Below are 20,089 nucleotides of genomic sequence, written 5' to 3' on the forward strand. Positions count from 1 at the left end.
GCTCCAGATCACAGCAAAATTGGTTGCACTTTAGCAACCAATTGAATATAGTTGATTTCAATCAACCATATTCCTGTCGTTCTTTGGAGTCCCGTTTTGTCCCAGTCATCCACCCTCAAGGCGGAGCCGACGTTGTCCGAATCGGGCATGACCCACCGCCAAGTGATGCAATCACTCACGGGCCTGCTCATGGGCATGTTCGTCTCGATCCTTGCCGGCACCGTCGTGTCCACCTCGCTTCCGGTCATCGTTTCCGATTTACGCGGTGACCAGACCTCCTACACGTGGGTTGTCACGGCGACACTGCTGGCCACCACCATCTCGACCCCCATCTGGGGCAAACTAGCGGACCTAGCCAACCGCAAGCTGCTATTGCAGCTCTCCTTGTTGGTCTTTGTCGTCGCCTCGGCCATCGCCGGGTTCTCGCAGGACACCAACATGCTCATCACCATGCGCGTGTTCCAGGGCCTGGGCGCCGGCGGATTAACCGCGCTGACCCAGATCGTCATGGCCGACATCATCTCCCCGCGTGAACGCGGCAAGTACATGGGCCTCTTCGGCGCCGTCATGGCCCTTGGCACCGTCGGCGGACCGCTGATCGGTGGATTCATCACCGACGCCATCAACTGGCGCTGGAACTTCTTTATCGCTTTGCCCTTCGCCGCCATCGCCATCGTCCTGATCCAGAAAACGCTTCACCTTCCGGCTCAGGCCAAGCGCAAGGTATCGATCGACTACGCGGGCATCGTCTTACTCTCCGCAGGTGTCTCCTCGCTGTTGATCTGGGTTTCCCTGGCCGGCAAGGACTTCGAATGGGCCTCACCGACGTCCGCATGGATGGTCGGTGGCGCACTGATCGCGTTGATTGCCTTCGTCATCGTCGAGCTCAAGGCCACCGAGCCGATCATCCCGCTGAGCATGTTCAAAAACCGTACCTTCACCCTCTCGGTGGTTGCCTCGATCTCCGTGGGCGTGTCGATGTTCGGCACCTCGGTCTTCCTGGCCCAGTACATGCAGCTGGCTCGTGGCGCTAACGCCACCCAGTCCGGCTTAATGACCATCCCGATGATGGCCGGCCTGCTCATCGTCTCCACCATTGCCGGCGCCATGATCTCGAAGCACGGCAAGTGGAAGGCCATCATGGTCATCGGCTCGGTGCTGCAGCTCGCCGGACTCTACCTGCTGGGCACCATCCACTACGACACCAACTTCGTCCTGGTTTCCGTCTACATGTTCCTCCTCGGCGCTGGCCTAGGCATGGTCATGCAGAACCTGGTGCTGATCGTCCAGAACGCGGTGACACCGGCCGAAATCGGCGTGGCCTCCTCCGGCATCGCCTTCTTCCGTTCCTTGGGCGGTACCGTCGGAGTCTCGGTCCTCGGGGCCCTAATGGCCACCAAGGTCGCGGATCTAATGGCCGCCAAGAGCGCCGAACTGGGCGCCGCCATTGCCGGGCTCGGCGAAAAGGGCAAGGACCTGGCCACCTCGCTGGCTTCCGGGAACATCCCCGCCGTTCATTCCCTGCCCGACTCGGTGCGCACCATCATCGAGGCCTCCTACGGCGATGCCGTCGCCTACGTCTTTATTGTGGCGGCCCCGCTGAGCATCCTGACCATCCTCGCTATTGTTTTCCTTCCAAACCTGGAGTTGAGCAGCCAGACTCGCCACGAGCGGGCAACTGCCGAGGCTGCGGAAGCCGGCGAGAAGTCCGCGTTGATCGAGGCGGAGGAAAACCTCGTGGAGGTCAGCGAGGCTGCCATAGCAGCAACCCCGCAGACAACCAACGAGAATCCTTCGATTCGGAAGTAAGCATGCACAGCGCGGCCGCGCCCGTCGTATCCTCCACCGGCACTGGTGATCCGATTCATTGGGAAGTGGTTGACGAAGTCGAGCGGCAATTCGGCATTCTGATGGTCAACGCGAAGAACAGCCTGAAGACCCGGGCCGCGGCGATTGATCCGCAATTATCGATGATGGGCTTTAAAGTCCTCACGCTGCTGGTTCGCTCCGGAGCCAAGCAACAGGGCTTCTTGGCCGAACAGATGGAGATCGACAAGGCAATGATGAGCCGGACCATCAAGAGCCTGGAGTGTTTGGGACTTGCCGAACGGCGCATGAACCCCGAAGACGGGCGCGCACAGTTGGTCAGCATGACCACCGAGGGGCGCCAGCGGATGGATATCATGCTGGCCGGTGACCGCCGAATGCTCCAGGATCGTCTGTCCGAATGGGGCACCGAGGAAGTGCGTCGTTTCGCCGATCTTTTAGCGAAGCTCAACTCCTCGAAAAGCTAGCAGACCTCTGGAATACGCGATGGCTCCGTTTCAAACTCACGGTGAGTTTGAAACGGAGCCATCGCGCTAAAATCACCCTTCGGGGATCAGCTGCTGATCCCCGAAGCCAGCGGTTCCTCGGCGTCCGCGGAGCGTTGATCGGCAGCAGGCCGGGTCCTTTCGCCCGTTCGTGTCGCCCCAATCCCGGCCAGAATGACCAGCACGATGCCCACCACGGCGAGGGGACGCGGCACTTGGTGCATAAATACCAACCCGACCACCAAGGCGATGGCTGGCTCCAAGCACATGAGTGTCCCGAACGCCGAGGCGCTGAGTTTGCGTAGTGCGAGCATTTCCAGGCTGAAGGGGATCACCGGCAGTAAGAGCGCGATGCCAAATCCGAACAGAATCAGCCGCAGGTCCAGCTCAGCGACAACCGATGGCCCCACCACAAAGGTTGCTGCCACCGCCGCCACCGGCATGGAAATCGCCAGCGCGCCGATGCCATCCACCGCGTCGCCGGCACGCTGCGTCAGCACAACGTATACGGCCCAGCAGACGGCGGACCCCAGGGCAAAAAGTACGCCCGTCATATCCGTTGCGCCGTGCCAGGGCTCGGTCAGCCCCAAAACCCCGGCGGCTGCCACCAGCGCCCACCAACGCCCCGCACCCCTACCCTGAATTACGGCGATGGACAGTGGGCCCAAAAACTCCAGCGCGCTGGCAGTACCCATCGGAATGCGTTCGATCGCCAACATAAAACCGAGGGTCATCCCGGCGGTGGCAAGGCCCAGTAAGACACAGATCCCCAATATCGAGCGGCTAAAGCGAAGTCGCCAGGGGCGAGCGATGACCACCAAGATGATGGCCGCCCAAGCCAGGCGCAGCCAGGCGACTCCCGTCGGCCCCATGTCATCGGCGAGTTTGAGGGATGCGGCAAGGCCCAGCTGGACACATGCCATCGCACCGAAAGCCATCATCGATCCAACGGGGGCCGTGTTTTTCACAAGGGCGGGGGTTGTACTCATGTTTCCAAGTAAAGACGAGGTCTGTCATCCACGTCCACGCGAGAATTATCAACATATTGTTCACGAATCCTGCACAATTGAGTTCATGGAAACGCGTCGACTGCAGTATCTCTATGAGCTCTCCCGCATGGGATCGATGCGAGCGGTTGCCGATCTGTTGGGCACCACCACCTCCAGCGTTTCTCAGCAGATCGCCCAGCTCTCCCGGGAAGCCGGCGTGCGCCTCCTGGAACCCGACGGTCGCGGGGTTCGGCTGACTCCCGCCGGGCGCCGACTTGCCGAACACGCGCAGAGCATTCTGGTCGCCGTGGAGGCAGCACGCCTAGACCTTGATCCCCGGGCCGAGCCAACGGGGACATTACGCGTGGCCGGCTTCGCCACGGCGATCCGCGCGACATTGATGCCCATCATCGAAGATCTGGCCCTGCGGCACCCGCAACTAGGCATCGTGGTGCTGGAACACGAACCTGGCGAGGCCATGAACCAACTGGCCGTGGACGGGATCGACCTGGCCCTGACCTACGACTACAACCTCTCCCCCGACCCGGTCGAGAGCGACGTGGAAACCCTGGCGCTGTGGAGCGCACCATGGGGGTTGGGGGTGCCTACCGCGGACGCGGAGAAGTTCATCGGCATCGGCCGGGAGGTCGATGCCATCGAGGTTTTTTCCGCTTTCCGGCACCACCAATGGATCGGCAATTCGCGCAACATCGCCGACGAAAATGTTCTCCGCTTACTTGCTTCAATGGCCGGTTTTGAGCCAACAATGAGCCACAAGTCCGACAGCCTGGATCTGGTTGAGGACCTGATTCTTGCCGGGCTCGGCGTGGGCCTACTACCCGAGAATCGCCCGATACGCGCGGGGCTCACAATCCTGCCGTTGCGCAATCCAGATCTTCGATTGCGCGCCTATGCGCGAACCCGACGTGGTCGCAGTAACTGGCCCGCCCTGGGACTAGTACTCGAACGCCTCCGCCAAAGCTAGCGGCGGCGTTTCTTCTGGGCTGTCGTATCTTCGAGATCAGGTCGAGGCCACCGGCGGATTTCTGGGACTGCGCAATTTGCCCCGCACTATCAACAAGGCATAAATCACCACCGGCACCACGGCCCATAACCAGTCACCAGGAATCAGTTCGAAGGTATCGCCGAGGTTTCCTCCGGTATTAATCAGTGCAGCCAGCGGAGCGGAAAAGAGCCATGCCAACCCGACGGCAATCATGCATGCCGAGCAGGTGGCCAGCTTCAGGCATTTAGCGGCGAGGGCACTGAACAGCGCTGTGAGCAGGACGAAGCTAAAGGACACCAGAAGCACGGAGTTAAGCATCCGGTACTTCGCCAATCCACCCGCGCCGTTGTTGCTAATGGCGATGAAAATGGTGAAAGTGATGGCCGCCGTCCACATCATGCCAAAACCGTTAACGCGGACCCAGTTCACCATGAAATCACGCCCCGCAGGTTCCTCGGTTGTTCGGTCACGATGCGCCAACGGCCACGGGAAGATCCTCGCAGTGATCGCAGGCAGGGCATAATCCGTCCCAACCTCTGAAATTGCTTGCCCCTGGGATGCAGCATGACTCCTCATATTTGATGCAGGGTGTAATTTGAGCTCACACCATCATATAATCAATCACTTGGATAAAGTGATTGATATACGCGGCGACTCCCGGAAAGCCGCAAATTCACCCCTCAAATCACCCTGTCAACGGGTCGCCGTCGCCCTATATGACGGATGGAGACATCGACCTCCACCTCATCTGGCTCCTCCGTTGTGGTTTTGGTCGGAGTCATCGATAAGACTGGAAGCATGAACTCTGATTTTGAACCAGTTTCGCAGGCAGGAGGCGATGACATTCATGTGCCAATGAAGCCGGTTCCGGCGGGAACTATCACGATGCGTAATGCCAGGACCAACTCTGTGCGCGACGTGGAATTAGCGGAATTCCTCATGTCGGCGACCCAAATCACTCGCGGGCAATGGGCACATCTCTGCGGAGAATTAGGACCCGAGCGCTCCGAAACGGAGATACCCGTTCATCCCGTCACCTTTTTTGATGCCGTGCGCTGGTGCAACAAGGCTTCGCAGTTCGCGGGATTCTCCCCCGCTTACACCTTCAATGGCACCACCGTCAGCTGGGACGTGTCGGCTAACGGGTACCGCCTTCCCACGGAGGCCGAATGGGAGTGGGCGTGCCGCGCCCGGACCACCACGCCTACCTATGGCGCGCTGGCCGAGATCGCGTGGACCAAAGTCGATCAGGTGGGCGGCCCACAGCCGGTGGGCCGCAAGGCACCAAATGACTTCGGACTCTACGACATGATCGGGAATCTGTGGGAATGGTGCTGGGATTATGCCGATGTTGCGCGCTACGGTTCCTACCGTTCGCTGCGCGGAGGCGGTTGGGCCGATGCCCCATACAGCGCCCGTGCCTCGGTACGTCGTGGCAGCGCACCGGATGCCATCCTCGAAGACGTCGGATTTCGGGTGGCCCGGGGCGCTGTTGGCGCGCCCGGCCAGAATGCTGCACAGGGATGGTCGGCGGCCGCTGACCGGCTGCGGGCAGATATTCGCGGACCACTGCCCATGGGCTGGACCCCACTGCGGAGCCTACTGAACGACCGCTAGGCCCGCAGGCCCGGTTTCATCACTGGGTATACTTTTTCCATGACCCGTTTAATCTCATCTAACCTGCCCGCGTGGCGCTTGGAGGTAGCCGGCGTATTTTCTGCCGGCTCGAGATAACGCTGTCGTTTTCCGGTGACCTTCCGCGCCCTGACTCGGCGCATCGATAGCCAGCGAGATCAAACACGATCTGGACTTCTAGTTCCGCTGTGCTTCCCCACCCGAATTTCTTCCCTCATGCCCGCCGTGCGCCCTGAGGGATACCGACAGATTGGCATCATTTTTCATGCTTCCGCTGACCGAAAATCTCATTCGATCCTCCTTCATCAACGCCTCGCTTCGCGAACGCAAAGCTCTCACCCTGCCAGCCAATTTCGATACCATCACGTGGGAAAATATTGACTTCCTGGGCTGGCGAGATCCCAAACTTCCCCAGGTCGGATACATCATCAGCGTGGTCGAAGATCTCCGCGTGGGAATCATGCTTCGCAAGGCCGATGGCAAAATTCGAAACCGCGCCCAATGCTCGTGGTGCGAGGACGTCAACCTGCCCAATGACGTGGTCTTCTTCAACGCCAAGGCAGGTGGCCAGGCCGGGCGCGACGGTGACAGCATCGGTATGTTGCTCTGCGCCAACTTCGAATGTTCCTTTAATGTGCGCACCATGCAGTCCCTTCCCTACATCGGCTTTGACCGTGAGGCCGAGATGGAACGACGCATCAAGGTGCTCCAAGATCACGTGCAGAGCTTCATCCAGCGCGTGCACGACGGAAAATAGGCGCCGCCTTACTGAAACAAGCAAGCCGCCCCGGCCTTTCCCTCGCCAGCGTGCCACGCTGAAGGGGAAAGTCGGGGCGGCTTGCTTTGTGCCCGCTAGTTGCCTGCTGCCATCGCCCTGACTCCACGGGGAACATAATGTTCCATGGCCACCGAGTCACGAACCACAGTCCGCATATCTGCCAGAGACCAGCTCTCGCCGGAGAGGGCACGCAACTGCACCAAAACGTTGCCCAGCGCCGTGCACTCCACCGGACCGGCCACCACGGGAACACCAGATCTGTCGGCGGTGAGCTGGCATAGAAGTGTGCTCTGCGAACCACCACCGACCATGTGGATGGTCTCTGGCTGAAATCCGCCCTGGGCACCGGCCGCAAATGCCTCAACGGCAAAACTGCTCGCCAAGCTGTCCAGAATGATGCGCAAAATCTGCTCGCGGGATGTTGGACGCGACCCTCCGGCCTCCAACACTGCGGCAACGATGCGCTCGGGAATATCTCCCGGGGCCATAAACCGTTCCTGAGCCGGATCGATCAACACGTTCGGGGCCTCAAGGGCCTCGACCACGGGAAGGAGTTCTTCCAAGCTCACGGTGTCCCCCGCTGCGGCGTGAAGATTCCAGTACCTGATCGACTCGCTGAGCAGCCAGGTCCCGGTGACGTTTTTGAGCAAACGCACCGTGGAGTCCAGACCCATTTCGTTGGTGAAGCCGGCCGCTCGCGCCTCCTGCGTGAGCACGGCTGCCGGTAGTTCAACCCCCACCAGCCCCCAAGTTCCGCAGGAGACATAGGCCGCATGTTCCGAAGCCAACGGCGCGGCGACCACGGCACTGGCGGTGTCGTGGGAGGCCACGGCGATCACGGCGACATTGCTAGCTGCACCCAGTTGCGCGGCAAGTTCTGGCAGCAGGGTACCCACGCTCACGCCGGGCTCCAGCAGCTGCGGCAGGATGTGCTCAACACCTAGCTGCTTCGCTAACTGAACGTCCCAGGTGCCCGTGTGCACGTTGAGTAGTCCGGTGGTCGACGCGTTGGTGCGTTCGGCACCCTTAACGCCGGTGAGCAGCCAATTGATGTAGTCCGGGACCAGCAACAACGTGTCGGCCTGGGCCAGACGCGTGTCGCTGCGCTCGGCCTCGAGCTGGTAAATGGTGTTAAACGGCAGGAATTGCAGGCCGTTGCGTGCAAATAGTTCACCGCGGGAGTACGTTTTTTCCAGTTCCGCAACGGCCCGCTCATTGCGCGGATCGCGGTAATGGCGCACTTGTCCCAGCCGTTCACCCGCGCGCAGCAGCGCGTAGTCAACGGCCCAGGAGTCCACGCCGATCGAAGCGATATCCGGGCGTTGAGCAAAGGCCAGGGCCAACCCGTGACGGATCTGGGTCCACAGCTCGTCCAGGTCCCAGGCCAACGCATCGGGTGCCGTAGTCGCCTCGAAAGAGGAGAGCGTGACCGCGCCGTTGGCGAAGCGGTGCACCTGGGTGAGTACCACCTTGCCATCAACCAGTTCGCCAAGCATGACCCGCCCGCTGGTGGCACCCAAATCAATGGCTGCCACCGGAGACTGCCCGCCCGGAACCGTTGACTTCGTTTCACTCATCGCAGGAAGGCCGCCGCAACACCGGAGTCAACCGGGATGTGCAGGCCGGTGGTGCGGGTGAGTTCCGAACCGGTGAGCACGTACACGGCATCTGCCACGTTCTGAGGAATCACCTCACGCTTGAGGATGGTGCGGTTGGCGTAGAACTGCCCCAGGTTCTCCTCATCCACCCCGTAGGTGGCGGCGCGGTTGGCGCCCCAGCCGGAGGCGAAGATGCCCGAGCCGCGCACCACCCCATCGGGGTTGATGCCGTTAACGCGCACACCGTATTCACCCAGTTCAACAGCCAGCAGGCGCACCTGGTGTGCCTGGTCGGCCTTGGTGGCGGAGTAGGCAATGTTGTTCGGGCCGGCGAAGACGGAGTTCTTGGAGGAGATGTAGATGATGTCTCCTCCCATCCCCTGATCGATCAGGGCCTCGGCAGCTGCCTTGGAAACCAGGAACGAGCCCTTGGCCATCACGTCGTGCTGCAAATCCCAGTCGGCCTCGGTGGTATCCAACAATGATTTGGACAGTGAAAGCCCGGCATTGTTCACCACCAGGTCGATGCCGCCGAAGGCCAGCACCGTTGCGTCAATGGCTTCTTGCACGGCTGCAGCATCGGCGACGTTGGCGGAGATACCGATGGCCACGTCCGTGTTGCCCAGTTCAGCCGCGGCGGCCTGGGCCTTGGCCAGATCCAGGTCGGCAATCACGACGCAGGCGCCCTCTGCGGCCAGGCGGGTGGCGATGGCCTTGCCAATGCCGGAGGCGGCACCGGTGACAAAGGCGATGCGCCCGGCATGAGATTTGGCCTTGGGCATCCGGGCCAGCTTGGCCTCTTCCAGCGCCCAGTACTCGATGCGGAACTTCTCGGCATCGGAGATCGGGGTGTAGCTGGATAGTGCCTCGGCGCCGCGCATCACGTTGATGGCGTTGAGGTAGAACTCCCCGGCCACCCGTGCTGTCTGCTTGTTCGCCCCGTAGGAGAACATGCCAACACCCGGAACCAGCACGATCAGCGGATCGGCCCCGCGCATCGCCGGGCTTTGCGCATCGGCGTGGGCATCGTAGTAGGCAGCGTAATCGGCGCGGTAAGCGGTGTGCAGCTCGCCGAGGCGGGCCAGCTGTTCCTCGATGGTGGCGTCGGCGGGCAGGTCAAGGACCATCGGCTTGATCTTGGTGCGCAGGAAGTGATCCGGGCAGGAGGTGCCCAGGGCTGCCAACGGACCGAGCTTTTCCCGCGACAGGAAATCCAGCACACGCGCATCGTCACTGAAGTGTCCGACCATGGGCTTGTCCCGGCTGGCCATCCCGCGGATGGTCGGGGCCAGTGCCGCGGCGCGAGCCAGGCGTTCGGTGTCATTGAGGGCTTCAAAGCCCGGCACCACGGCGCCGAAGGGCTCCGGGGAACCGTTTTCTTCGATGTAGGCGGCGGCGGTGTTGATGATCCACAACGAGTTGGACTCGCATTCATCGCTGGTATCTGCCCAGGCGGAGATGCCGTGGCCACCGAGGATGCAGCCGATGGCTTCCGGGTTGGCTTCCTTGATGGCCGCGATGTCCAGACCCAGCTGGAATCCGGGACGGCGCCAGGGCACCCAGATCACCTTGGAGCCAAAAATCTTCTGCGTCAGCACCTCACCATCCGCTGCGGTGGCGATGGCGATACCGGCATCCGGGTGCAGGTGATCCACGTGGGGAGCGTTGATGAGTCCGTGCATGGCGGTGTCGATCGACGGAGCGGCTCCACCCTTGCCGTGTAGGCAGTAGTCGAAGGCCGCCACCATCTCATCCTCACGTTCCAGGCCCGGGTAGACGTTGACCAGGGCGCGCATGCGATCCAGGCGCAGCGTGGAGAGCCCGGCCTCCGTCAGGGTTCCCAGGTCGCCACCGGAACCCTTCACCCAGAGCAGTTCAACGTCCTCGCCGGTGACCGGGTCGCGGTCGATGCCCTTGGCCGAGGTGTTGCCGCCGGCGTAATTGGTGTTCTTCTTATCGGCACCCAGTCGATTGGATCGGGTGATGAGTAATTGCGCGGTAGTTGAGGTCATGATTCTCTCCAGCTCGATACGTTTTTTAGACTTTGGCCGCGGCACGGGCCGCACCATAGCGTTGTGACTCAATGTCCTCTAGGGACTTGCCTTGGGTATCCGGGGCCCAAATGGTGCCGATCAGCAACGCCGCGACGAGCAGGCCGATGATGATCATCCCGACCTTTTCCAGCCCGATGCTGTTGAGCATGATCGGGAAGACCAGGGACAATAGGCCAACCATGACGCGGGCGAGCATAAACAGCACACCCTGAGCACTGGCGCGGTACTTGGTCGCAAAGAGTTCCGCGGCCCAGAGGCCATAAAACGCCTGCGCGCCCAGTCCGGCAGAAACACCCCACGCGACGGCGAAGTAGAACAGCGAGAAAGCACCGGGAGGGGCAAAGATCAACACCACCCAGGCGGAGACGCCCAACAGCGCGCCGGCGAAGTACAGCCAGCGGCGAGAGACCTTATCTCCGTAACGCATAAAGCCGAAGTAGGTGGCCAGGGCCGTGAGGGTCCAGACCAAGACCTGCAAAAGGTTCTGGTGGGTTGCGCTCTCGACGCCAGCGGCGGCGTACACCCGCGGCTGGAAGATGCCCGATTGACCGGCCACCGTATTCCAGAGTCCGTACACACCAAGCAGGAAGGCCAGGGCGCCAAAGTTCTTGCGGTTGCTGAACAGCCCGCGGATGCCGGAGAAGAAGGAGATCTTGGTACCGATGCGCACCTGTTCCTTGCGCAGATTCTTCCACGCCTTGGATTCGGGCAGACCGCGGCGCACCCACCAGGTGATGCCGGCGATGATGAACAGGTGCAGGAAGATCAAACGGCTGCCCATCACGCCCAGCGGAGCGACCAAAATGGCCAAGGCAAATCCGATGGCCGGGCCGATGGACCAGGCCAACTGGGCGGCGCCCACGTGGGCCGCGCGGTGTTCGCTCGGTGCTTCCTCGGCGATATAGGTCCAGGATGCCGGAACCCCGGCGCCCACGGCGATGCCCATGAGAATGACGCCGATCATCAGCGGCACCACGCCGCTGGCGAAGGTGAGCATGAGCGCACCAATCATGAACACCAGAAGATCGTAGGTGTAGATGAATTTGCGGCCCAACCGGTCACAGAGTGGGCCACCGATCGCGGCACCGAGCGCGGATCCGAAGGCGTTGGCCGAGACCGCGGCGATGACGCCGACCAGCGCGTCGTCAAAGCCGAAGGCACCTTGCCAGAGTGTGAGACTGGTGGCCAGGGCGATAATCGCACCGGCCTCCATGTAGTTGGACATGGCCACCGCCGCGGTTGCCTTCCAGCCGCTGATGGAGCGCCTGGGTTTTTTCTGAGGTGTCAGTGTTGTGGTGCTCATACGCGGTTTAGGCACCCCATCCGGCCTGTACGCCGCCGACACGTTCGGCTTCGATGCGGCTCTGGTAGTCCGAGGCGCGGAAGGCGGCCTCGGGGTCGGCCGGCAGGCCGCGGGATTCGCGCCACTGTGCCAATTCGCCGCGCACGTCGGTGTAGAAGGCATCCATGAAGACGGCGTTGGCGGCCAGCACATCACCGGAGCGCTGCGCGGCCACGAGCGCATCGTGATCAACCAAGAGCGCCCGGGCGGTCATTTCCTGCACATTGAGCACCGAGCGGATTTGGCCCTGAATCTTATTTTCGACGTTGTGGCACTGGTCGAGCATGAACGCGATCTCGGTGTCGGCGTCCAGGCCGCCACCGCGGATGACCTCAAACATGATGCGGAAGAGCTGGAACGGGTCAGCCGCTCCCACAATCAGGTCATCATCCGCGTAGAAGCGCGAGTTGAAGTCGAAGGAGCCGAGCTTGCCCAAGCGCTGGAGCTGCATCACGATGAATTCGATGTTGGTGCCCGGTGCGTGGTGACCGGTGTCTAGGCAGACCTTCGCGCGATCCCCGAGGGCTGCAACCTGGGCGTAGGAGGTGCCCCAGTCCGGAACATCGGTGTGATAGAACGACGGTTCGAAGAACTTGTACTCCAGCATCAGTCGCTGATCTCCGGAAAGACGAGCGTAGATCTTTGCCAGAGATTCGGCGAGGCGGTCCTGACGGCCGCGCATATCTGCCTGTCCCGGGTAGTTTGAGCCCTCGGCAAGCCAGATTTTCAGGTCGCGTGAGCCGGTGGCGTCCATGACGTCGATGCATTCGAGGTGGTGGTCAATCGCCTTGCGACGAACGGCCGGATCCTCATGGGTCAGGGCGCCGAACTTGTAGTCGTCGTCCTGGAAGGTGTTGGAGTTGATGGTTCCCAGCTCGATGCCCAAATCGTTGGCATAGGTGCGCAGGGCGGCGTAGTCATCGACCTTGTCCCACGGAATGTGCAGTGCCACCGATGGGGCCAGGGAGGTGAGGCGGTTAACCTCGGCGGCGTCGGCGATCTTTTCGAAGGGATCGCGCGGGGTACCGTCGGTGCCATAAACCTTAAAGCGGGTTCCGGAGTTACCGTAGGCCCAGGACGGGACCTCGATGGCCTGGCGCTCAAGTACGGCAAGGATCTCGGGGCTCAACATTGTGCCCATGGGGATCTCCAATCTAGTTTTTTGGTATGGGGAATCTGGCGTGGATTTAGAGATCCACGCCAGCAAGCTGGTCGTCGAGGTTAAATACCTCGGTCAGTTGTTGCGCGTTCTGATCCGGACGGCCGGCGAGGGAAACAAAAAAATCGGACATCTGCGCTTCCCAATCTGCGGTGCGCGGGTCGGCATCCAGTGCGCGCTGCGCTGCGGCGTCGTCATCAACCTCGTAGTAGCCAATCAACAGCCCGTCCGGGCGCAGAAAAAGCGAGTAGTTTCGGCGACCCGAGTCTTTAATGGCTTCAAGCATCTGCGGCCACACGCTGGCGTGACGTTGGGTGTATTCGGCGATGCGCTCTTCGCGCACCTGGAGCTGGAAGCAGACTCGGGACATCGTTGTAACCCTTCTGGCGGTGCGCTCGACGCCCGCGGGGGTAACTAGCGTTGAATCGCACTTATGAATCGTTTCAATTTCTTGTGAGACTCGAGCATAGACCTAGATCACAGTAAATTTCAAGCCAAATTGCGATGTCTGTCACGCGTGAATTGAATCCATTCAACTCAAGTGGTGAAACGCCATCGAAACAAGCCAGCGGATACACTTGGTGGATCATCCCCGCAGCCACAGGAAGGGCCAGATTTCCCATGGCTATCAGTGTTCGAGATGTCGCGCGCGAAGCAGGCGTCTCGGTCGGCACCGTGTCCAATGTGCTCAACCGACCCGAAATCGTCGCCCCAGCCACCGTTACCCGCGTACTGGCCGTGATCGAGCGCTTAGACTTTGTGCGCAACGACGCCGCCCGGCAACTGCGCGGCGGGCGAAGCCGCAGCTTCGGACTCGTGGTGCTTGATGCCCGCAACCCCTTTTTCATGGACATCACCCACGGCGCACAGAGCCGTGCCCTGGAAAGTGGCTACACGGTCTTGATGGGCGCCAGCGATGATTCCTCAAACAACGAACAACGCCTGCTTGACCTTTTTGAGGAACAGCGTGTGGCCGGGGTGCTCATTTCCCCGCTACAGACAGACCTGAGCCGGCTGTGGAAGTTGCGTGACAGCGGTACCCCGGTCGTCATGGTCGACCGGGGAAGCGGGGACCGGTCCTTCTCCTCGGTCTCCGTGGACGACGTGGCCGGTGGCCGAATGGCCGCACAACACCTGATCGACATTGGCCGCCGACGCATCGGCTTCATCGGCGGTCCGCTGGAGATTGAACAGGTCCGCCATCGCCTCGATGGTGCCCAAGCTGCTGTTTCCGCGGTGGCGGATGCAACCCTTGAGGTCTTCACCGCGCGTTCGCTGAGCGTTCTGGAGGGCCGACGCATCGGCTTCGAACTGGCCCAGCTCCCCTCAAACCAGCGCCCGGATGCAGTATTTGCCGCCAATGATCTGTTGGCGCTGGGCATTTTGCAGGCCATCATGATCGACGGGACCCTGCGCGTACCGGATGATCTTGCGCTGGTGGGCTACGACGACATCGACTTTGCCCGTTCCTCCATCGTTCCCATTACCTCGGTGCGCCAACCCGCGGTGGAGATTGGCCGCACGGCCGTCGAACTGATGTTGCGTGAGGCGCAGGCCGGGGACGATGCGGTGCACGAGCAATTTGTCTTCGCGCCCAAACTCGTGGTGCGCGCGTCAACCGGCATTGCGCCCGGTGCAACGGAACAGAACTAGGGAGCATCGCGGGCGGCAGGTACGCCGCGATGCTCCCTAGCCTGGCCGATAGCTACATGATCCGGTACTAGACCTCGCCGCGACGGATCAGCTGACCCTGCGGGGTCTTGAAGTCAACCTCGGTGCCACGCACAAAGGTCCGGCGGACCTTCCCGGCCAACACCTTGCCCTGGTACGGCGAGATCGGGTTCTTGTGGTGCAGCTGGTTCACGTCCACCACGAAGCTGTCATCGGGTGCGAAGAAGGCGAAGTCGGCGTCGTTGCCCAGCGTGATCGCACCCTTGTGGTGCAGGCCGGCGATTTGGGCCGGTCGCTCGGACATCCAGCTCAGCACGGTCTCCAGCTTGATGCCGCGGCGCTTGGCCTCGGTCCAGATCAGCGCCAGGCCCAGCTGTAGCGAAGCCACCCCGCCCCAGGCCACGCCGAAGTCGCCGTTTTCGATGTCCTTCAAATCCAGTGTGGAGGGCGAGTGATCCGAGACGATGCAGTCGATGATCCCGTCCTGCAGGCCCTTCCAGAGCAGTTCGCGGTTGGAGGCCTCGCGAATCGGCGGGCAGCACTTGAACGCCGTGGCGCCGTTGGGGATCTCCTCGGCCAGCAGCGTGAGGTAGTGCGGGCAGGTCTCCACGGTCAGCTTCACGCCGTCGCGCTTGGCCGATTCGATCATCGGCAGCGCGTCGGAGGAGGACAGGTGCAGGATGTGGGCTCGGGCCCCGGTCCAACGGGCACGCTCAATGACCTCGGCCACCGCCACGTTCTCGGCGCCGCGCGGACGCGAGGCCAGGAACCGGTCGTAGTGGTCGCCCTCGGCGTTCGGGGCGCGGTCGATCGCGCGCGAATCCTCGGCATGAACCAGCATCATCGAGTCGAAGGAGACGATCTCACTCATGTCCTCTTCCATTTCGTCCGGTTCGAGGTACGGGAATTCCTCGACGCCGGAGTGCAGCAGGAAGCACTTGAAGCCAAAGACGCCCGCGTCGTGGAGCTTGCGCAGCTCGGTCTTGTTGCCCGGGATGGCACCACCCCAGAATCCGACGTCCACGAAGGCCTTGGCCCGGGCCGCGTCCTGCTTGAGCTCCAGGGCCTCGACGTTGACGGTCGGCGGGATGGAGTTCAGCGGCATATCCACGATGGTGGTCACCCCGCCCGCGGCCGCGGCCTTGGTCGCCGATTCGAAACCCTCCCACTCGGTGCGGCCCGGCTCGTTGACGTGCACGTGGGTGTCGACTAGGCCCGGGATCAGTACCTCCTCGGCACTGAGCTCGATGACCCGGGCGCCGGAGAGGTTGTTGCCCAGGGGCTCGATGGCGACGATCTTGCCGTCGCGGATGCCGACTTCACGGGCGACGGTTCCGGCGCCGGTGACGATCCGCTCGCCGCGGATCACCAGGTCGAAGTCCGCGCCCGTGTTTTCTTCCGTCCGTGGTCTCGTTGCCTCGGTGAGCTCGGTGTTGCCCATGGTCTCGTCCTTAGATCTCGTGCGTTGGAAAATGCGATGGTAAGCGGGGTTACGCGGGGGCCGCGTGGGTGGCCAGGAATTCTTCGGCCAAGAGGGTTGCCGCCCGTTGCACAAGTGGTCCACCCTCACTCATGCAACGGGCAACATCGTCTTCCAGCTCCAGCAGCGACCGCACCGCGGTGAAGCCCGCGTCGGTTGCCTGCTCGGCGGAAAGTTGGTTGCGCCCACAAATTGCGTAGACGGGAATGCCGTGGGCGGCGGCCAGCTGGGCCACGCCCACCGGGGTCTTGCCCTCCAGCGACTGGGTGTCCAGGCTGCCCTCGCCGGTGAACACCGCGACGGCCCCGGACAGCGCCTTTTCCAGACCGGTCAGCTCCAGCACCACGTCGATGCCGCGGCGCCGGGTGGCTCCCAGCACGGCCATCGCGGCGAAGCCCACGCCGCCGGCGGCCCCGGCACCCGGGGATGCGGCAAGAGCGTTGCTGCGTTTGGTGCCCAGTTCGCGGACCAGCACCCGAGCCCAACGGCCCAGCGCCGCATCGAGCTCCCGCACCTGTTCCGGGTCTGCGCCCTTTTGCGGGGCGAAGACCGCGGCGGCGCCGTTGGAGCCCGTGAGCGGGTTCTCCACATCGGCCGCGAGCGTGAAGGAGGTCGAGGCGATGCGGGAATCGAGACCGGACAGGTCCACCGTCTCAAGGGAGGCCAGCGGGCCGCCGCCGCGTGGATTTTCCGCACCCTGGGCATCAAGTAGCCGAACGCCGAGCCCCTGAAGCATGCCGGCCCCGCCGTCGGTGCAGGCGCTTCCACCGACGCCGAGGATGATCTGGGTTGCGCCGGCGTCCAGTGCGGCGATGATCAGTTCCCCGGTACCGAAGCTGGTCGCCCCCAAGGGGTCGGGGGTGCCGCCGGGCAGCCGGTCCAGGCCCGAGGCCTCGGCCATCTCCACGACGGCCATCTGGCCCTTGATCCCGAACGCGGCGCGCACCGGCTCCCCGGTGGGGCCAGTGACCGTGGCATGGTGTCGAGTGAAGCCGCATTCGACGGCGGCCGCGAGGGTCCCCTCCCCGCCGTCGGCCACGGGCACCACCACGGTGTGTGCCTCCGGCAGGGCCGTACGCACCCCCGCCTCGATGGCGGCGGCAACCTGCGCCCCGGTGAGCGATCCCTTGAACTTGTCCGGTGCCACTACTACCAACATGTGCCGCCCCCTCTCGTGTTGTTCTTGCCTAGACCGATGCGCCCGCGTGGATGCCGTGGTGCGCTTCCAACGGGGTCAGCGCCGTGGGGGCGTCGGCCGCCGCGGCGGCCAGGTCCTCGAATTCGTTCACTGCGTCCAGTTCAGCACCCATGGCGATGTTTGTCACACGCTCGAGAATGACCTCAACAACAACGGGTACCTGGAATTCCGCGGCCAGGCGGCCGGCCTCGGCGAAGCCCTCGGCCAGTTTGGAGGGATCCTGAACACGCACGGCCTTGCAGCCCAGGCCCTCGGCAACCTTGACGTGGTCCACGCCGTAGCCGTTGGTTTCCGGGGAGTTGATGTTCTCGAAGCCCAGCGAGACGTGGTAATCCATCTCGAAGGGGCGCTGGGACTGGCGGATCAGGCCCAGGTAGGAGTTGTTCACGACCACGTGGATGTAGGGCAGCTTGAACTGCGCGCCGACCGCCAGTTCCTCGATCATGAACTGGAAGTCGTAGTCGCCGGAGAGCGCGACGACGGTGGAGTTCGGCTTGCCGCGCACCACGCCCAGGGCCGCGGGGCCGGTCCAGCCCAGCGGGCCGGCCTGGCCGGCGTTGATCCACTGGCGCGGGCCGTAGACGTGCAGCATCTGCGCGCCGGCGATCTGGGACAGGCCAATGGTGGAGACGTAGGTGGTGTCGCGGCCGAAGGCGGCGTTCATTTCCTGGTAGACGCGCTGCGGCTTGATCGGCATGTTCTCGAAGTTGGTCTTGCGGTGCAGCGTGCCCTTGCGCGCGGTGCACTCATCGGCCCACCCCGAGTAGTCGGGCAGGGTGCCGGCGGCCTTGCGGTCGCGAGCCGCGGCGAGCAACTGGTCGATCGCCGCACCGGCGTCGGAGATGATGCCCAGATCCGGGGAGAAGACCCGGCCGATCTGGGTGCCCTCGATGTCGATGTGCACGAAGGTGCGGCCCTTGCGGTAGGTCTCCAGGCCGCCGGTGTGGCGGTTGGCCCAGCGGTTGCCCAGGCCCAGCACGAAGTCGGAGGCCAGGAAGGAGACGTTGCCGTAGCGGGTGTGGGTCTGGATGCCGACCATGCCCGATTGCAGGGCGTGGTCATCCGGGATGACGCCCCAGCCCATCAGGGTCGGGGAGACCGGGATATTCAGCAATTCGGCCAGCTCGACGAGCTTGTGCGAGGCGTTGGCGTTGATGACCCCTCCTCCGGCAATGATCATCGGGTGCTGGGAGGCCACCAGCAGGTCCAGGACCTTCTCGGCCTGGGCGCGGGTTGCCGCGGGCTTGTCCGGGGTCAGCGGCTCGTAGGCGTCGATGTCGAATTCGATGGTCGCCATCTGCACGTTGATCGGCAAATCCAGCAGGACCGGGCCGGGGCGTGCCGAGCGCATGATCTGGAAGGCCTTGGCGAAGGTACCGGGGATTTGGCCCGGTTCCAGGATGGTCACCGCATATTTGGTGACGGGCTTGGCGATGGACTCGATGTCCACGGCCTGGAAGTCTTCCTTGTGCAGCTTGTCGGTCGGAGCCTGTCCGGTGATGCAGAGCATCGGGATGGAATCGGCGATGGCCGCGTACAGTCCGGTGATCATGTCGGTGCCGGCCGGACCGGAGGTGCCCAGGCACAACCCGATCTTGCCGGTGGCACGCGAGTAGCCGTCGGCCATGTGGCTGGCACCCTCAACGTGGCGGGCCAGCGTGTGGCGGATGGTTCCGGCCTTCTGCATGGCTGAGTACAGGGGGTTGATGGCAGCCCCGGGCAGCCCGAAGGCCTCGGTGGCTCCTTCTTTTTCCAGAATCAAGACAATGGCATCAACAACGCGCATCTTTGTCATGGTGTAGTGCTCCTTGTATCAGTCCCCCGTGCTCCGGCGCAGGCCAGTCGGGGGTGGGATGAAGTGTGGTGTACCGGGCCCCGTGCGGTGTTCGCCGCGCAGGATCCGGGAAGGTGGGCGGTGCTTAGTGCTAGTTGACGGCCACTGGTTCGGCCGGTACGTCGGCGGATCCGCTGAGGCGTTGTACGCCGCGGAAGAGTCCGGAGTGGTCCAGGGCGCCGTCGCCGCTGGCCACGGTGGAGGCCACCAGCTGGGCGACGAGTGCGCCAAGTGGAAGCACGACTCCTGCCTCGCGGGCAGCGGAGGTCACGATGCCCATGTCCTTGTGGTGGAGGGCCAGGCGGAAACCGGGCTCGAAGGACCGGTCGAGGATCTTCTGGCCCTTCTGGTCCAGGACCTTGGAGCCGGCGAGCCCGCCGCCCAGAACCATGAGGGCGGCGTCGGTGTCGACGCCGTAGGCCTCAAGGAATACCACGGCCTCGGACAACGCCTGGATGTTCGCCGCCACGATCAGCTGGTTGGCTGCCTTGACGGTCTGGCCGGACCCCGAGGGACCCACCAGCACAATGGTCTTGCCCACGGCGTTGAAGACCTCCGACGCGTCAGCGAAGTCTGCTTCCTCGCCGCCGACCATGATGGAGAGGACACCGCCGATGGCCCCGGCCTCACCGCCGGAGACCGGGGCGTCAAGCGGGCGGATGCCCGCGGCACGGGCCTCATCGGATAGACGCGCAGCCACGTCCGGACGGATGGAGGAGTTATCGATCCACAAGGCGCCTGCCTTGGCATGGGCGAAGACGCCCGCCTCGCCGGTGACCACGGATTCGACGTCAGCCGAATCCGGAACCATGGTGATGACGACGTCGGCGTCGGTGACTGCCTCGGGGATCGAGCCGGAGCCCTTGCCGCCCGCGGCCACGAGTTCAGCGGTCTTTTCCGGACTGCGGTTGTAACCGGTGACCTCGAAGCCTGCCTTGGCGAGGTTGATGGCCATCGGAAGGCCCATGATGCCCAGGCCGATGAATGCGATCTTTTGCGTGCTCGACATGCCGTGCTCCTGAAAAATTGTGTG

General features: G+C 63.0%; 17 protein-coding genes. 6 read left to right on the forward strand and 11 right to left on the reverse strand.

The annotated features are described in order from the left end of the window. Nucleotides 1-147 precede the first annotated feature (147 nt). Both KUF55_RS17625 and KUF55_RS17630 read left to right on the forward strand, forming a co-directional pair. The gene (locus KUF55_RS17625) at nt 148-1,809 is read left to right on the forward strand and encodes an MDR family MFS transporter (protein WP_218818853.1); all 1,662 of its coding nucleotides are present in this window, start codon (nt 148-150) and stop codon (nt 1,807-1,809) included. Nucleotides 1,810-1,811: 2 nt separating this feature from the next. Further along, on the forward strand, nt 1,812-2,294 hold the full coding sequence (locus KUF55_RS17630; RefSeq protein ID WP_218817491.1) for a MarR family winged helix-turn-helix transcriptional regulator: 483 nt from the start codon (nt 1,812-1,814) through the stop codon (nt 2,292-2,294). Nucleotides 2,295-2,380: 86 nt separating this feature from the next. Here KUF55_RS17630 and KUF55_RS17635 read toward each other — a convergent pair whose 3' ends face one another. Then, nucleotides 2,381-3,301 carry a DMT family transporter gene (locus KUF55_RS17635; RefSeq protein WP_255557147.1) on the reverse strand — a complete coding sequence of 307 codons (921 nt, stop codon included), beginning with the start codon at nt 3,299-3,301 and terminating at the stop codon, nt 2,381-2,383. 85 nt (nt 3,302-3,386) lie between these two features. On the opposite strand from KUF55_RS17635, the gene KUF55_RS17640 reads away from it, so the two are divergent. Then, nucleotides 3,387-4,286, forward strand: a complete 900-nt coding sequence (locus KUF55_RS17640) for a LysR family transcriptional regulator (protein ID WP_132360604.1) — start codon at nt 3,387-3,389, stop codon at nt 4,284-4,286. Between the two features lie 36 nt (nt 4,287-4,322). Here KUF55_RS17640 and KUF55_RS17645 read toward each other — a convergent pair whose 3' ends face one another. After that, nucleotides 4,323-4,739 (reverse strand): hypothetical protein, encoded by a 417-nt coding sequence (locus KUF55_RS17645; protein WP_218817492.1) that lies wholly within the window; start codon nt 4,737-4,739, stop codon nt 4,323-4,325. Nucleotides 4,740-5,105: 366 nt separating this feature from the next. On the opposite strand from KUF55_RS17645, the gene KUF55_RS17650 reads away from it, so the two are divergent. Beyond that, nucleotides 5,106-5,924 carry an SUMF1/EgtB/PvdO family nonheme iron enzyme gene (locus tag KUF55_RS17650; RefSeq protein ID WP_255557148.1) on the forward strand — a complete coding sequence of 273 codons (819 nt, stop codon included), beginning with the start codon at nt 5,106-5,108 and terminating at the stop codon, nt 5,922-5,924. Nucleotides 5,925-6,192: 268 nt separating this feature from the next. After that, nucleotides 6,193-6,699, forward strand: a complete 507-nt coding sequence (locus KUF55_RS17655; protein ID WP_255557149.1) for an FBP domain-containing protein — start codon at nt 6,193-6,195, stop codon at nt 6,697-6,699. Between the two features lie 95 nt (nt 6,700-6,794). On the opposite strand, the gene KUF55_RS17660 is transcribed toward KUF55_RS17655, so the two are convergent. Genes KUF55_RS17660 through KUF55_RS17680 form a run of 5 tightly spaced genes read right to left on the reverse strand, consistent with a single transcriptional unit; the run spans nt 6,795 to nt 13,243 of the window. Beyond that, nucleotides 6,795-8,297 carry a rhamnulokinase family protein gene (locus KUF55_RS17660; RefSeq protein ID WP_218817493.1) on the reverse strand — a complete coding sequence of 501 codons (1,503 nt, stop codon included), beginning with the start codon at nt 8,295-8,297 and terminating at the stop codon, nt 6,795-6,797. After that, the gene (locus tag KUF55_RS17665; protein WP_218817494.1) at nt 8,294-10,330 is read right to left on the reverse strand and encodes a bifunctional aldolase/short-chain dehydrogenase; all 2,037 of its coding nucleotides are present in this window, start codon (nt 10,328-10,330) and stop codon (nt 8,294-8,296) included. Before KUF55_RS17665 ends, KUF55_RS17660 begins: the two co-directional genes overlap by 4 nt. A 25-nt stretch (nt 10,331-10,355) precedes the next feature. Further along, nucleotides 10,356-11,675: an MFS transporter gene (locus tag KUF55_RS17670; RefSeq protein ID WP_218817495.1), complete on the reverse strand. Its 1,320-nt coding sequence runs from the start codon at nt 11,673-11,675 to the stop codon at nt 10,356-10,358. Nucleotides 11,676-11,682: 7 nt separating this feature from the next. Then, a complete protein-coding gene (gene rhaI / locus KUF55_RS17675; RefSeq protein WP_132360611.1) occupies nt 11,683-12,855 on the reverse strand; it encodes an L-rhamnose isomerase in 1,173 nt (390 codons plus the stop codon). Between the two features lie 46 nt (nt 12,856-12,901). Continuing rightward, complete coding sequence (locus KUF55_RS17680) at nt 12,902-13,243, reverse strand: L-rhamnose mutarotase (protein WP_218817496.1); 342 nt, start codon at nt 13,241-13,243, stop codon at nt 12,902-12,904. Between the two features lie 251 nt (nt 13,244-13,494). Here KUF55_RS17680 and KUF55_RS17685 point away from each other — a divergent pair, with 251 nt between their 5' ends. After that, nucleotides 13,495-14,526: a LacI family DNA-binding transcriptional regulator gene (locus tag KUF55_RS17685; protein ID WP_218817497.1), complete on the forward strand. Its 1,032-nt coding sequence runs from the start codon at nt 13,495-13,497 to the stop codon at nt 14,524-14,526. A 67-nt stretch (nt 14,527-14,593) separates the two neighbouring features. Here KUF55_RS17685 and allB read toward each other — a convergent pair whose 3' ends face one another. From allB to KUF55_RS17705, 4 genes are all read right to left on the reverse strand, one after another. Continuing rightward, entirely contained in the window at nt 14,594-15,985 is a 1,392-nt protein-coding gene (gene allB, locus KUF55_RS17690) for an allantoinase AllB (protein WP_255557151.1), read from the reverse strand. Between the two features lie 49 nt (nt 15,986-16,034). Beyond that, nucleotides 16,035-17,183 (reverse strand): glycerate kinase, encoded by a 1,149-nt coding sequence (locus KUF55_RS17695; RefSeq protein ID WP_218817498.1) that lies wholly within the window; start codon nt 17,181-17,183, stop codon nt 16,035-16,037. 28 nt (nt 17,184-17,211) lie between these two features. Beyond that, nucleotides 17,212-19,017, reverse strand: a complete 1,806-nt coding sequence (gene gcl, locus KUF55_RS17700; RefSeq protein WP_218817499.1) for a glyoxylate carboligase — start codon at nt 19,015-19,017, stop codon at nt 17,212-17,214. 130 nt (nt 19,018-19,147) lie between these two features. Then, nucleotides 19,148-20,065, reverse strand: coding sequence for a 2-hydroxy-3-oxopropionate reductase (locus KUF55_RS17705; RefSeq protein WP_218817500.1), 918 nt, complete (start codon nt 20,063-20,065; stop codon nt 19,148-19,150). Nucleotides 20,066-20,089: the final 24 nt, after the last annotated feature.

The organism is Paeniglutamicibacter sp. Y32M11, assembly GCF_019285735.1.
In the GTDB taxonomy this organism is placed as follows: Bacteria; Actinomycetota; Actinomycetes; order Actinomycetales; family Micrococcaceae; genus Paeniglutamicibacter.